Genomic DNA, 13,743 nt, shown 5'->3' with positions numbered 1-13,743 from the left:
CACCGAGCTGGGCACGCCCCAAACGGTGGCCGTGGCATAACTACGTCTGGGGTTTGGGGAGACTCAGTCCCAAACCGATTTATGCAACAAGGCCGGGGCTCGATAATAGGGAGAGACAACCAAAAATCAAAAATCAATTGCGAAAAATCTTAGAAAAGCTACTCCATCACAAACAATTGATCGGCAGCAATATGCCAATACCATATGAATGGCAAATGGCCCTTTCTCATAGTGATTTCGGGTTTGGCTCTTTGAGATTCTTTTTGATCAAGTGATACCAATTCAGGAAAAAAATAAAAACGGCGTCCTTGGATGCCGTTTATGTGGTTGCCAGATAGCAACGGGTAGATGAATAAGCTGAAACGCTCTTTTATGCAATCGCTCGCATGAAAGTAGCCATCTTGGTTTCGGTTTCGCGGATTTCGCTGTCGGGGTCAGACCCGGCAACCGTGCCTGCGCCAGCATACAGGCGCAGGGTACGGTGGCCGTCGTAGCGCGCGCAGCGCAGGGTCAACGCCCATTCGCCATCGCCGCACTCGCGCTGCCAGCCCACCAAGCCGGCAAAGTATTCGCGGTCAAACGGCTCCAGCGCCTGGATGTGGCCAAAGGCCGGTGCGGTGGGAAAGCCGCAGATTGCGGGCGTCGGGTGCAGTTGGCAAGCCAGGTCGAGCGCGGTCATCGCCGGGTCTTTGAGCTCGCCGGTAATAAAGGTGGACAGGTGCCACAGCGCATCGGTGCCGATCACCGAGGGGCCGTCGGGCACCTCCAGCGTGCTGCAGTGTTCGCGCAGGATGCGCACGATGTCGTTCACCACGTAGGAGTGCTCGCGCAGGTCTTTTTCCGAAATCGCCAAACCGTCTTTGCGGGCCTGGTCTTCTTTTGGATCGGCATGGCGCGGAATGGAGCCCGCCAGCGGGTTGATGAAGACGCGCGCGCCTTCGCGGCGTACCAGCAGCTCGGGGCTCGCACCCAGCATGACGGCGGCTGGCTCGGTGTGGCTGCCTTCTTCCCAGCAGGGTATGGCGAAGGTATAGCCGTGCGCATTGCGCCGCAGCAGATCGGCCAGCACGGTGTCATAGGCGATGGGGGCGTCCAGCTCCACGTCCATGGCGCGCGAGAGCACGATCTTGCTGACACCGCCTTCTGCATACAGTTGGAGGGCGGCGCGCACCATGTCGCCATAAGCTTCAGGCGCTGGCACGGGCTGGCGGCTGGTGACCGCCGGGCGCGCCCTGCGGCCTGCGATGGCAGCGAGGCCAGCGCGATCAGGGGTCGCGGATTGCTGCACCGAGCGCGGTATGGTGAAGCTGCCGGGGCGTGCGCTGTCAAAAGGCACGAGGCCAAACAGCAGCGGTTCGGCAATGCCCTGCGCCTTGGCACGCGCAAACAGTTGCTGCACAGTGTCCGCCGAGGCGGCGGTGAAGGCGCTCACCGCGCCATCGAGCCCCGTTGAACGAAACTGCTGCGCAGGCGAGGCAAAAAATACATCCCCGTTGTGCATGCCATCCAGCAGCCAGCTTGGCTCACTCATAACGATTTCCTGTGTCTCCATGTTTTTGGTATCCGCAGCCGCCCCGCTTGCACAGCGGGGCACATGGGCCGCAGATGCAGAGCTTGGGATTGTAGGGTTGCATGCGCCCTGGGGCCCCCTGCCCTCATGGCAATGGAGGCTGCGTTGTCCGCCCCGGGACAGCCAGGCGCGGGACGCGGATGCTCTGTATTCGTTGTTATCACTTCAGCCGCGAAAAATGTGATTCTCCATATACTTTGGAGTGCCAGCGAACGCCCGGCATGCGCAGGTTGCTATCATTTTTTGTCGATTGTTGCTACCGCAAATATCCGAGCAGTTTGTGGTGCCTCCGTGCTGCGCCTGAAATCGGTTTCAATCGCAACCCTATGATGACAGCCCCGATGCAGCTGGCCAAAAGCACAAAAGAGCTCGTCCGCTACCACCCGTAGCCCTGCGTTCATTGCCGCCCCCGCCCTTTGGCTGCCACCCATGGCCAGGCACTGCGGCGAACTGCTCTTTCGCATCACTACATTCCGCATTTCCGCACCCTGCGTTACGCCTTGCTCTGCCGGGCGGTGCAGCGGCGCGGGGTGTTTTGCCTTTGGTCTGGATACTCTCGTGCTTGCCTTTTTGACCCGTCTTTTCCCCGTGTGGGCCGCCTTGATGGCTGTTGTTGCCTACGCAGCGCCGTCGGCATTTCTGGGCTTCAAACCCCATATCGCCCAATTGTTGATGCTAATCATGTTTGCCATGGGCGTGACCTTGCGGGTGAGCGATTTCACCCGCGTGCTGCAGCGGCCCGCACCGATTGCGGCGGGCCTGTTTCTGCACTACCTCATCATGCCGCTGGCCGCGTGGCTGATTGCCAAGTCCTTGCAGATGCCGCCCGAACTGACGGCCGGGATGGTGCTGGTGGGCAGCGTGGCAAGCGGCACTTCATCCAATGTGATGATTTTTCTCTCCAAGGGCGATGTGGCGCTGTCGGTCACCATCAGCGCGCTTTCTACCCTGGTGGGCATTGTGGCTACGCCCCTGCTCGCACGCCTTTATATTTCGGCATCGATCGATGTGCCGGTGAGCGCGCTGCTCATGGAGATTGCGCAGATTGTGCTGCTGCCCATTGGCCTGGGCCTGGTGCTCAACCATTTCTGGCATGCGCAGATCAAACGTGTCGAGCGTCTGTTGCCGCTGGTGTCGATGGTGGCCATTTTGCTGGTGCTCTCGACGGTGGTGGCACTCAGCCGCGACCGCATTGCCACCGTGGGTGGCGTGGTGGTTGCCGGGGTGATTGCACACAACCTGATCGGTTACCTGGGCGGCTACTGGGGCGGGCGCCTGCTGGGTTTTGACAAATCGGTGTGCCGCACGCTGGCCATCGAGGTGGGCATGCAGAATTCCGGCCTGGCAGCCAGCCTGGGGGCCAAGTTCTTCAGCCCCATGGCTGCGCTGCCGGGCGCCATTTTCTCGGTGTGGCACAACATTTCGGGCTCGCTCCTGGCGGGCTACTGGTCGAGCCGCCCCACCGGCACGGCCAATGACCATGTGCGGCGCGAAGACGTGGCCCTGCACTGATTGGCCCCGGAATTCTGTATAAGAAGTACTTCTGACGCACAGCTGATAAGCGCTATCCGCTATCAAATCAGGAATCTTCACCAGCGCCAGCAGCCTCGCCTTCACCTGGGTCATCGCCCATCGCGGCCAGCATGTGCCCCGTGCGGTTGCGGGCCGTGGCAACCAGGGCGCTGATCGCCTGGGTTTCGGGCAGGTTCTTCCAGTAGCGGCGCGGCATTTCACGCAGCATGGCCTGCTCCTTGAGGCGCGCGGGGTTGAAAGTGGATTGGTAGTAGGCAAGCCAGAGCGCCTCGCCCGCATCGGGCCCGGGCGCCTGGGCAGCCGTGGCGCCGGGCGCCCATTGCAGGGCGTGCAGATCCCACAGCACGCTGCAATCAGGGCTGAGAATGGCCCAGCGCATATTGGTAAAGCGCCGCATGAAAAAGCCCGAGGCTGCGCGCACGATGTGGTGCTCCGGCTCGAACCAGGCCACGTGCAGCGGCTCGCCGCTCGCATCCTGCGCGGGCCGAAAGCGCACAAATGCGTGCATTTTGTGGATTTCGCGCCCCACGGCATGGGCCAGGCGCTCCACATCGCGCCAGTCGGCATCCAGCGCGTCGCCTGCCAGTTGGGGCATGCGCTGCACGCGCCACAGCCAGCGGTAGCACAGCGCAAACCGCGCCGGGTTGCGGTGGCAGCAGGCATCGCGCAGCACGGCCAGTTGTGCCTTGCGGATATGCACGGGCCGACCAGGGGCTGGCACCAGGCGATCCAGTGCATCAGGTGTCAGCACCCGGTCTCGCGCAGAAGAGAGTTCGCCGTCGGCAAACAGGTCGCCTTCTGCAGCACGAGTGGCCAGCGTGTCGTTCCACCGCCAGTGAACGCCGTCAGGTGCAGCGCCCAGGGCCAGCAATGCCCGCGCCGCTTGCCGAAAGCCCGCAAAATCATCGGGCGCGTCCAGCAGCACGCTCAGCGCCTGCCCACTCTCTGCCCCATATGGCGCGGCCCGCATGCTCAGAACAGCGCCATCTGGCCCGCAGCGGCCAGGTGCATGCCGCTGTGCCTGCGCTGCACGGCGCCCTGCGCCATCTGCGCGATCAGCTGTTCGCGCAATTGGGCGCTCTCCAGCGCTCCGGGGCGGGGGTGGTAATCGGCCAATTCCACAAAGGCCAGCACCTTGGCGCTGGCCACATGCAGTTGCTGCAGATCGGCCAGGCGCAGGCTGCGCACGCTCCGCGCGGCCAGCAGGCGCTCCACGCTGCGTCCACCCAGGCCGGGCACGCGCAGCAGCCATTCCTTGGGCGCGCGGTTCAGGTTGATGGGGAAATGCTGGCGGTGCGCCAGCGCCCAGGCCAGCTTGGGGTCGATTTCCAGATCCAGCATGCCAGTGGCGCCGGGGGCGATGATCTCTTCGTGCGCAAAGCCATAAAAGCGCATCAGCCAATCCGCCTGGTACAGACGGTGCTCGCGGATCAGGGGCGGCGCCTGTAGCGGCAGGTCGGCTGACGCATCCGGTATGGGGCTGAACGCCGAGTAGTACACGCGGCGCAGCCGGTGGCCGGTGTAGAGCGCGCTGCTGGTGCGCAGTATGACGGCATCGCTTGCGTCATCGGCCCCCACGATCATCTGCGTGCTTTGCCCACCCGGCGCGTAGCGCGCAGGCCTGGCGCGGCGCACACGCTGCGCGCCGGGCAGCGACACGGGCTTTTGGGCGGCGTGCGCCTGGCCCTCCTGCCTTGCTTCGTCAATGTGCTTGGCGACATCGCCCATGGCCGATGCGATGCTGGAAGCGCTTTTTTCGGGTGCGAGCTGCTGAAGGCCTTGCGAAGTGGGCAACTCGATATTGATGCTCAGGCGGTCTGCATGGCGCCCGGCCAGCGCCAGCAATTGGGGGTCTGCGTCGGGAATGGTCTTGAGGTGGATGTAGCCGCGAAAATCATGGTCTTCTCGCAGGCTGCGTGCTACTTCCACCAGCTGCTCCATGGTGTAGTTGGATGACTGGATGATGCCGCTGGAAAGAAACAGCCCCTCGATGCAGTTGCGGCGGTAGAAATCCAGGGTGAGCGCCACCACTTCGGCCGCCGTGAACCGTGCCCGCTGCACATTGGAGCTTTTGCGGTTGATGCAGTAGCGGCAGTCGTAGATGCAGAAGTTGGTGAGCAGTATCTTGAGCAGCGACACGCAGCGGCCATCTGGCGTGTAGCTGTGGCAGATGCCCATGCCCTCTGCCGACCCCATGCCCTTGCCGCCCAGCGAGTCGCGCCCCTTGACGCCGCTGGATGCACAGCTGGCGTCGTACTTGGCAGCGTCTGCCAGAATGCGGAGCTTGGCGATGGTTTGCATAGAGCACTGTAAATAACAACAGTATTTTATCAAAACCCGGTTGCTACGCAGCAAAGCTGCCCGTGAATTGCCGAATATAGATAAATCAGTCTTCAGCGCTTTGCTGAATTGCGCCTATTGCTATCAAATTGATAGATAAATTGCCAATCCCGGGCCTCCCATCGCACCATCACGCACATCACCACTCAGGCCGCCAACTGGCGAATGCGCTGCTCCCGCCTGGATGGATCGCCAGCGCCATCGCCATTGCCAAATGGCCTGTCAAACCACTTTCTCTCGTCCAGCTGCCGCACGTCCATCAGATGCAGATCAGCCGCTGTTTCGGTGCGTGGCAGCAGTACCAGGGCCTCGGTGCCGCGCTGCCATACGGTGTTGGGCAGGTCCTGCATGTGGGCAGCGGAGTGCGGCTCTTGCAGCACGGGCGGGCCAAAACGCTGCTGCACATCGGCCAGCAAGGGGCCGATGGGGACGTCCTTGTATTCCACCGTGATGCTGTCCACCGCCCTGTCGCCCTGTGCGCGCAACTGCGGCTCGGTAAAGAACGGCGCCTCGCCCGCTCGCAAGGGACGGATGATGCCAGCGGGCATCTGCTCGGCTACGATGCTGAGCCTTTGATACGGTACGCCCAGTACATTGCCGTACAGGCCCCATGCGGCTTCTGCCAGCGCCTGGGCGTTTTCCACCGTCGCTACCTTGCCTGCGGGCCACGTGGCCAGCACCAGTGCCACGGCCCTGGCCCAATCGGGCTCGCCTGCCTTGGCGCGCGCCTGCAGTCTGGCAGCTGCAGAAGCGGCTGCTGGCGATGGCGCCTGAGGATCGGCTACGCCCAGTGCGGCCAGTGCCGCGAGCCACAGGCGGTCTCGCAACTGGCTGGCCTGCATGTCGAGGCCCCAGTCCGGCACCACGGCCAGCGCAGGCTGCGCCGTCAGTGCCAGCACCACCGGCAAACCCAGGCACAGAGGCGGCGCCCACTCGGTACCGTCGGCAGTCTTGCGTGGCAGGGTGAAAAATTGATCGCTGGCCAAGTCTGGCGCCAGGGCGCCACCGCCTTGCGCAGGAGTGCGCGACGCGGCGCCCTCGCCCTCTTTCTGGCAGGCTGCCAGCGCCGGCAACAGGAGCATGCAGCTGCTCCATGCCAGCCAGCGCCTGCGTGTCGATGGTTGTATTTGCATTGCCGCGCATTGTAGGGGCCGGTTAAGAGCCGCTAACACAACCCTTGATACGTTGTTGCTTCGCCGGGGGCGCCCAGCCTTGTGGTACGTCTGTACTGCCTGCGGCTTCGCCTAGCGCAGCTCGGCCTAGCGCGGCGCGGCCTGACGCGGCCCGGCACCTAGTCTCAACCGCAAATCTGCGATTTGCTGGGTTTTGCTAGCGGCTCTAAGCCTGCGCGACAGCATGCGCGGTGCGAAACCGCGCGCAGCACCCACAATGCTCCTGCCTGCGGCCCCATGCGCAAAGCACGCAATGTGCGCACCGTGTGCGGTGCATGCAGGCGATTCACCATACGAGGAGACTGCCCATGCCACGATTCCGCCTTTTTCTGCTGGCCGCCGCGCTGGCAAGCCAGATGCTCACCGCCCCCGCCTTTGCGCAGGACAAGCCCACTGTGCAGTTCATCGCCACAGGCGGCACGATTGCGATGAAGATCGACCCGGTGAAGAACGCGCCTGTTCCTGCGATTTCGGGTGACGACCTGCTCGCCACCGTACCTGACGTGGGCAAGTACGCGCAGATTCAGGTGAACAACCTCTCGAACGTGCCATCCGACTATATGGATCCGGCGCGCTGGGTGGAACTGACGGCCGCCGTGCAGGCAGCCCTTGCCAAGCCCGAGGTGGCGGGCGTCATCGTCTCGCACGGCACCGACACACTGGAGGAGACTGCCTTCTGGCTGGATGTGACCGTGCAGTCACCCAAGCCCATCGTGCTGATCGGCGCGCAGCGCAATGCTTCGGTGTCTGATTTTGATGGCCCGCGCAACCTGCTCAACGCCGTGCGCATTGCGGTCGACCCACAATCGCAGAACAAGGGCGCCATGCTGGCCATGAACAACCAGATCAACGCTGCCCGGTATGTGACCAAGACGCACACCGCGAATGTGGAGACTTTCCGCTCTGGCGAATACGGTTTTCTGGGCGAGGTCTACCCCGACCGCGTGGTCTACGGCAACGCGCCCGTGCGCCGCCAGCACATTGCCATTGCGGCGCAGACCATGCCCGAGGTGGAAATCTTCCCCATGTATGGCGGCGCCAACGGCGAAGCGTTGCGACAGGCGGTGGACCGGGGTGTCAAAGGCATCGTCATCGACGCGCTGGGCATGGGCAACATGAACGTGCCCATGCTGAATGCCGCCAAGTACGCCATGGGCAAGGGCGTGCCCGTGGTCGTCACCACCCGCGTGCACAACGGCCGCGTGATGCCCAGCTACGGCTTTGAAGGCGGCGGCAAGACCTCGTACGACGCAGGCGCCATCATGGCCGGTGACCTGAAGGCGCCCAAGGCGCGCATTCTGCTGATGCTGGCTCTGCAATCGGGCCTGAAGGAGCGCGCCCAGCTGCAGGCGCTGTTTGACAAATAAGCTGGCCCCGGTACACCCCGCCGCTGCCTGGTCCACGCCTGCTCGGGCTTAGACCTGAGCGGGCAAGAACCTGCGGGTTCGGCCTGCAGGGCCCATTTCAGTGGCTGTAATCCACCGGGTCGCGGTAGGCCGCCTCGTCATGCATGGCCCAGTAGGCGTCCTGCAGCCGCTGGGTGACGGGGCCAGGGCCAGGCAAACCGGTGAGCGCCACCCCGTCGATCTTGGAGATGGGCATGATGCCACCGGCCGTGGAGGTGATGAACACCTCGTCTGCCGTGCGAAGCGCCTCCTGCGTCACCGGCTGGGCATACGCGGTAATGCCCAGGCGCTGGCACAGCTCCAGCGCCGTCTGGCGCGATATGCCCATCAGAACGCCGCGCGCCGGAGTGCTCACCACCCCGTTCTTGACCATGAAGAGGTTGAAGCCGGGCCCTTCGGCAATGTGGCCCGCGCCATCCACCACGCAACTGGTGTCATGCCCGCCGTCGTAGGCATCGAACAGCGACTGCACCAGATCGAGCCAGTGGTAGTTCTTGACCGTGGGATCCACCGACTCGGGGGCAATGCGCACACGCTGGCTGATGTGCAGGTCCAGGCCCTGCTTCTGCTTTTCGGGGCTGGCAATCCATACGTACGGCAGGGCATACGCATAGAAGCGGTTTTCGGCCAGACGCGGATCTCGCACCCCCTTGGGCGCCACTCCGCGCGTACACACCATGCCCACATAGGCGCTTTGCAGGCCGGCGGCGCGCACGCAGCCGTGCAGGATGGCGCGCACCTGCGCCTTGTCGTACGGAATCTGCATGCGCAGCGCCTGCATGCTGGCAAAGAACCGGTCAATATGCGCATCCAGCCGAAAGAAAGCGCCCTGCCACACGCCCACCACGTCATAGGTCACATCCGAACGGGTAAAGCCCCAATCGAACAGCGAAACCTTGGCTTCGGACAGCGGTCCATAGGCACCGTCGGCAAAGGCGCAACCGCCGTCCAGGCTGGCGGCGTCAGGCGGGGTGGGAAGCGTCATGGCAGACCTCATGAAGTGAACACGGCAAACGCCCAGCTTAGGCCCGGCTGCATGGCATGGCTGTCGCCTTGGGTGCACCAGGGCCTGGGGGTGCAACCATGCTTGGGAAATATCAGAAAAGGTAGCTGGTACTAACTGCCGCGCGCGCCATACATTTTTATCTCAGAAGCATCACTACTCCGCCGTTGCACCCGACTGCTTGACGGCCTTGCCCCATTCCACCATCTCGCTCGCTACAAAGCGGTCCATCTCGGCAGGCGTGGTGGGCGTAGGTTCCGACCCACGGTCGCGGATGAACTTCTGCATATCGGCACTGCGCAGGATGGCCACGGTTTCCTCGTTCAGCCTGTCGACCACCGCCTGCGGCGTGCCTTTGGGAGCCATCAGGCCCAGCCAGCCCACGGCTTCGAAACCCTTGAACTCGGGCAAGCCCGATTCGGCGATCGTAGGCACCTCCGGCAACTGGCTTGACCGCGTTGCCGATGTCACCCCCAGCGGCACGGCCTTGCCCGCCTGGATATTGGCAAGTGCGGCGGTGACGGAGTCCACCATCAGCGGCACCTGGTTGCCCAGAAAATCGGCCTGCGCCGGGCCGCTCCCCTTGTAGGGAATGTGCTCCAGCTGCAATTTGGCGCGCGCCTTCACCATTTCTGCGCTCAGGTGCTGGGTGCCCCCAATGCCTGCACTGGCGTAGCTGAGCTTGCCCGGCTCGGCACGGGCCCTAACCACAAGGTCGTTCATGGTTTTAATGCTAGTGGCCGGGTTGGCCAGAAAGACCAAGGGTACCTTGGCAACCAGGGTGATGCCGACCAGATCGACACGCGGATCAAAGTTCACCTTTTTGTACAGCGTCTGGTTTACTGCCATGGCGCTGCCGGCCACCAGCAGGGTGTAGCCGTCGGGGGCGCTGCGCACCACCTGCTCGGTACCGATATTGCTGCCGGCACCGGCCTTGTTTTCCACCACCAGCGGCTGGCCGAGCTTCTGGCCCAGCTTCTCCGCAAGGGCTCGGGCGAAGATATCGGTTGCCTGGCCAGGCGGAAACGGCACGATGAGCTTGATGGGTTTGTCCGGATAGGCCGCCAATGCGGGCGAGGCGCCCACCGCCAGCATGGCAATGGCAAGCAAGGATGCAGAAGGGTACAGGCGCGTAAAGGCGGTGTGCTTTTTCATCGGGCGTTTCTCCGGCCTCCAGGGGCCATCTGAGAGCTGCCCCCTACGGTTGCGCAGCAACACAACGAGAGGTGCAGCCAAGTGTTCTCAATGCCCCTGATCTTCGCCGATACCCCGTCATCCTGTCATGGCCATGTGTCTCCAAGATAACTGGATTCGACACTCGCCGCCGGACCGAAAACGCCAGCCGCATGACCGACCCGGGAGCCATGCACCCCTTAGGTCAGTCGTTTGGGTCATTGCCGGTATCAATTACCGGAATACGGCAGCGATGAGTGGTGCACCACGATGCGCAGCTTGCCCGCATCGTCCTTGACGAAGGCCCAGGTCTTGTCCACCGAGGTCACTTTGCCGTCCTTTCCGGTGAAGATCACGTTGCCCATCGTGCTGGCGGAGCCACCGGCGATGAAGATGCCAGCATTGGCAATGTCGCACTTGGTCCACCCCTTCAGCGCGAAGCCCGTGTCTTTGGGATAGGCCGGGTCACCGCCCACGAAGTATGCGAGCGCGCCTTCGCGGCTGGTACGGAAAGCCTGGGACGCTGCGGCCAAGGTTGGCTTGAACAGCACCGCCCCCATCTGGTAGCCGTATGCCTCGTCGATGACTTTCTCTGCGAGCGCCTTGGCTGCCACCGGACCGCTGTTGGTGTTGGTACTGCTGATATCCACCAGCGCCTTGCACCAAGCCTGCTGTGCAGCCAACACTTCGGCTTCGGATATGGCGTGGTTGACGACCGGCCCCCTGGCGGCAGCCGGCAATGCAGCGATACCCATGAGGAGACTGGCGATGGTGATACAGGTAAATTTTTTCATGCTTTGGATCAATGGAAGTGGTCAGATTCCACGCTGGCGTGAGGACCAGCGTGTAACTACAGTTGACCAAAGCAACATGAGCAGCCTCTGAAGCCCCCATTACGGCAAAGTGAGCAGAAGATGAACAAGGGATGAACACACCCATCCACATACTCTGCAAGAAACCGCAACGCATGCCGCAGCCCGCCTGAGCCGCGAATGCACAAAAAGAAAGCGGAGGTCAATCCGCCATGGCATCCAACCGATAGCCAAAGCCCCGCACGGTCTTGATAAGCATCAATTCATGACCGTCATCGATCTTGCAGCGCAGGCGCCGCACATAGACGTCGACGACATTCGTCAGCGGGTCCTCATTGGTGCCCCAAACATTGGAGAGAATGCGTTCGCGGCTGTACACGCGGCCTGGCGCGCTCATGAGCAGTTCGAGAAAAGCCAGTTCGCGCGCCGTCAACGTGATGGGTATCCCGGCACGGCTCGCCTGCATGCGCTCCAGATCGAGCACCAGATCGGCCACTTGCAGTGTGCTGGCCCGCGTACGCTGCTCCCGCCCCCTGCGCATGAGAGCCTCAATACGGGCCAGCAGCTCTTCGAACACGAAGGGCTTGGTGAGGTAGTCATCCGCCCCCAGGCGCAGGCCATTGACCTTGTCTTCCGTGTTGCTCAGCGCACTGAGCATCAGCACCGGAATGTGCCGGCCTTCGGCACGCAGCGTCTGGCACAGCTCCAGGCCACTGAGGCCCGGCAGCATCAGATCCAGCAGCAGCAATACGCCAGGCCCGGTGTTGCGCGCCATGGCCAGGCCTTCAGGGCCGGTGCGGGCCAGGTCCACACAGTACCCCTCTGCCTTGAGGCCGCGCACCAGAAAATCCGCCACGCGCACATCGTCTTCCACCACCAGAATCTGCTGGTTCATGCCTGAGGGCTCCCTTGCTCGTCGGTGATTGGTTCTATTGCGTGCACAGGCGCCCCAGCCAACGGCAGTACAAGGCGCACCACCGTACCTTGCTGCGGCTCACTGGCAACATCGATGCGACCCTGGTGTGCCTGGATGATGGACTGCGCGATGGACAGGCCGATGCCAGTGCCGTCTGCGCGATGGGCGCGCGCCCGGCGCCCCCGCAGAAAACGCTCGAACACACGAGGCAGTTCATCCGCCTCAATACCTATGCCCTGGTCGCGCACCACCACCTCTGCCTCGGCCGCTCCGTCAGCTCGCACCCTCTTGTGCAGACTGATGTACACCGAGCCCCCTGGCTGCGAGTAGCGCACGGCGTTGTCCAACACGATCACCAGTGCCTGGCGCAGCCGGTCGGCGTCGGCATGCACTGGTATCGTGCCATCAGGCAAGGCCATGTCCGCTTTGTCGCCCCCTGCCCGTGGAGTTTCTCCCTGCAGCACCCGTACGCCATGGGGCGCGCCCAGGGCAGCCGCCTGCTCGGCCACATCGCCCAGCAGGCAGCGCAGGTCCGTCATGGTGGGGCGCATCACCAACTGGTCGGCCTCGGACTTGGCGATGTAAAGCAGATCGTGGATGACACTGGTGAGCTGATCGACTCCACCCACGATTCGCGCCAGTGTCTGGCGGTATTCATCGGCTGGCCTGTCCCCACCACGCAAGGCAATCTCGGCCTCTCCACGGATGCACGTGGCGGGGGTACGCAGTTCGTGGCCCAGGTCGGCAAACCACTGACGACGGCGGTGATCCAGGTGCCGCAAGGTCTCGTGCGCGACGCGCAGCTCCCGGGTGCGCGCCTGTACCGCGTCTTCCAGTTCACGGCGCGCAGCGTCTGCGCGGGCCCGGTGCTGCTGCAGCTCTGCCGCCATGGCATTGAAGTGCTGTGCCAGGCGACCGAATTCGTCATTGGTGCCGGTCAACACCCGGTGCCCCAGCGCCCCGGCCTGCAAGGCCTGCGTGCCTTGGAGCAGCCGGTCCAGCGGGCGCTGCAGCCGCCCTTTCAGATGCAATGCCAGAACCACGGCCACCGCCAGCGTGATGATCGCCATACCGACGGCCTGCACGCGCAGCGAATCCAGCCCGCGTTCGGTTGCGGCACGCGCCACCGGAACGGCTTCGCGCTGGCGGGCAATGGCGTCCTTGATCAGCTCACGCAGGTCGCGCCCGCGTGCCATGTCGAATACCTGGGTCAGTTCAGCCCAAAGCGCCGGAAAGTCAGCGCCCTGCTCCAGCGGCACCAGTTGGGCCAGCCGAGCCTCCACTGCCTGGATGTTGTCGCGCAGCAGGTCCGTCGTTCCCACAAGCTGGAGTACTTCGGGCGGCATGTGCACACCTTCGCGGTTCACCATTTCACTCCAGAGCGCCAGATCGCGGCGCGCCAGGTCGCCAAGATTGGCCGCACTGGCATACATGGCATCGACAAGGCGGTCTCGCTGCTCGGGCTGCGCGTCGGTGTTCATGAGGCGCTGCAAGGCCCAGACGCGAAGGCGCTGCTTGTTGGCAGAGAGGTCCAGCAGTTCCGCCTGGATGTCGCTGGCAAGTCGGCTGTGCTGCGCATAGTCATTGACGCGATTGGCCCCCCAGTACACAAAGAGGGCCTGAATGCAGACCAGCGCCACCAGGGCGGCGAGTGCCAGAGAGAGTCGTGCGCGGTACATGGCTCTTGTGATGTGATCTAGAAGCGGTCCTCTTGGAGCATCAGCGCGGCCTTGTTGCATAAATCGGTTTGGGACTGAGTCTCCCCAAACCCCAGACGTAGTTATGCCACGGCCACCGTTTGGGGCGTGCCCAGCTCGG

The 13,743-nt window shown here is 63.3% G+C and carries 12 protein-coding genes; 3 read left to right on the top strand and 9 right to left on the bottom strand.

The window, feature by feature from the left end; all coding sequences use genetic code 11:
• Positions 1-275, top strand: a 275-nt coding sequence (locus tag ABIE32_RS21000) for a hypothetical protein (protein ID WP_429019109.1), incomplete at its 5' end; no start/stop codon positions are given.
• A 95-nt stretch (positions 276-370) separates the two neighbouring features.
• Here ABIE32_RS21000 and ABIE32_RS20995 read toward each other — a convergent pair.
• A complete protein-coding gene (locus tag ABIE32_RS20995) occupies positions 371-1,531 on the bottom strand; it encodes an isochorismate synthase (protein ID WP_429019106.1) in 1,161 nt (386 codons plus the stop codon).
• Positions 1,532-2,128: 597 nt separating this feature from the next.
• Here ABIE32_RS20995 and panS point away from each other — a divergent pair.
• A complete protein-coding gene (gene panS, locus ABIE32_RS20990; protein ID WP_429019103.1) occupies positions 2,129-3,082 on the top strand; it encodes a ketopantoate/pantoate/pantothenate transporter PanS in 954 nt (317 codons plus the stop codon).
• A gap of 67 nt (positions 3,083-3,149) precedes the next feature.
• Here the strand turns inward: panS and ABIE32_RS20985 are convergent, their stop codons facing one another.
• From ABIE32_RS20985 to ABIE32_RS20975, 3 genes are all read right to left on the bottom strand, one after another.
• Entirely contained in the window at positions 3,150-4,073 is a 924-nt protein-coding gene (locus tag ABIE32_RS20985; RefSeq protein ID WP_429019101.1) for a TIGR03915 family putative DNA repair protein, read from the bottom strand.
• Positions 4,074-4,075: 2 nt separating this feature from the next.
• Positions 4,076-5,404, bottom strand: coding sequence for a putative DNA modification/repair radical SAM protein (locus ABIE32_RS20980; protein WP_429019098.1), 1,329 nt, complete (start codon positions 5,402-5,404; stop codon positions 4,076-4,078).
• 185 nt (positions 5,405-5,589) lie between these two features.
• The gene (locus tag ABIE32_RS20975) at positions 5,590-6,525 is read right to left on the bottom strand and encodes a hypothetical protein (RefSeq protein WP_429019096.1); all 936 of its coding nucleotides are present in this window, start codon (positions 6,523-6,525) and stop codon (positions 5,590-5,592) included.
• Positions 6,526-6,923: 398 nt separating this feature from the next.
• On the opposite strand from ABIE32_RS20975, the gene ABIE32_RS20970 reads away from it, so the two are divergent.
• Positions 6,924-7,982: an asparaginase gene (locus ABIE32_RS20970; protein ID WP_429019093.1), complete on the top strand. Its 1,059-nt coding sequence runs from the start codon at positions 6,924-6,926 to the stop codon at positions 7,980-7,982.
• A 97-nt stretch (positions 7,983-8,079) separates the two neighbouring features.
• On the opposite strand, the gene ABIE32_RS20965 is transcribed toward ABIE32_RS20970, so the two are convergent.
• From ABIE32_RS20965 to ABIE32_RS20945, 5 genes are all read right to left on the bottom strand, one after another.
• Positions 8,080-9,006, bottom strand: a complete 927-nt coding sequence (locus ABIE32_RS20965; protein ID WP_429019091.1) for an aminotransferase class IV — start codon at positions 9,004-9,006, stop codon at positions 8,080-8,082.
• A 174-nt stretch (positions 9,007-9,180) separates the two neighbouring features.
• Complete coding sequence (locus ABIE32_RS20960; RefSeq protein ID WP_429019112.1) at positions 9,181-10,119, bottom strand: tripartite tricarboxylate transporter substrate binding protein; 939 nt, start codon at positions 10,117-10,119, stop codon at positions 9,181-9,183.
• Between the two features lie 308 nt (positions 10,120-10,427).
• The gene (locus ABIE32_RS20955) at positions 10,428-10,991 is read right to left on the bottom strand and encodes a hypothetical protein (RefSeq protein ID WP_429019089.1); all 564 of its coding nucleotides are present in this window, start codon (positions 10,989-10,991) and stop codon (positions 10,428-10,430) included.
• 220 nt (positions 10,992-11,211) lie between these two features.
• Positions 11,212-11,904, bottom strand: coding sequence for a response regulator transcription factor (locus ABIE32_RS20950; RefSeq protein WP_429019086.1), 693 nt, complete (start codon positions 11,902-11,904; stop codon positions 11,212-11,214).
• Complete coding sequence (locus ABIE32_RS20945) at positions 11,901-13,604, bottom strand: ATP-binding protein (protein ID WP_429019084.1); 1,704 nt, start codon at positions 13,602-13,604, stop codon at positions 11,901-11,903. The genes ABIE32_RS20950 and ABIE32_RS20945 overlap by 4 nt, the downstream gene beginning before the upstream one ends.
• Between the last annotated feature and the right edge of the window lie 139 nt (positions 13,605-13,743).

Origin of the sequence: Comamonas sp. 4034 (assembly GCF_050434545.1) — a bacterium.
In the GTDB taxonomy this organism is placed as follows: Bacteria; Pseudomonadota; Gammaproteobacteria; order Burkholderiales; family Burkholderiaceae_C; genus Comamonas; species Comamonas odontotermitis.
The sequence above is the reverse complement of the archived record's forward strand: the minus strand, read 5'-3'. Positions and strand labels throughout refer to the sequence as shown.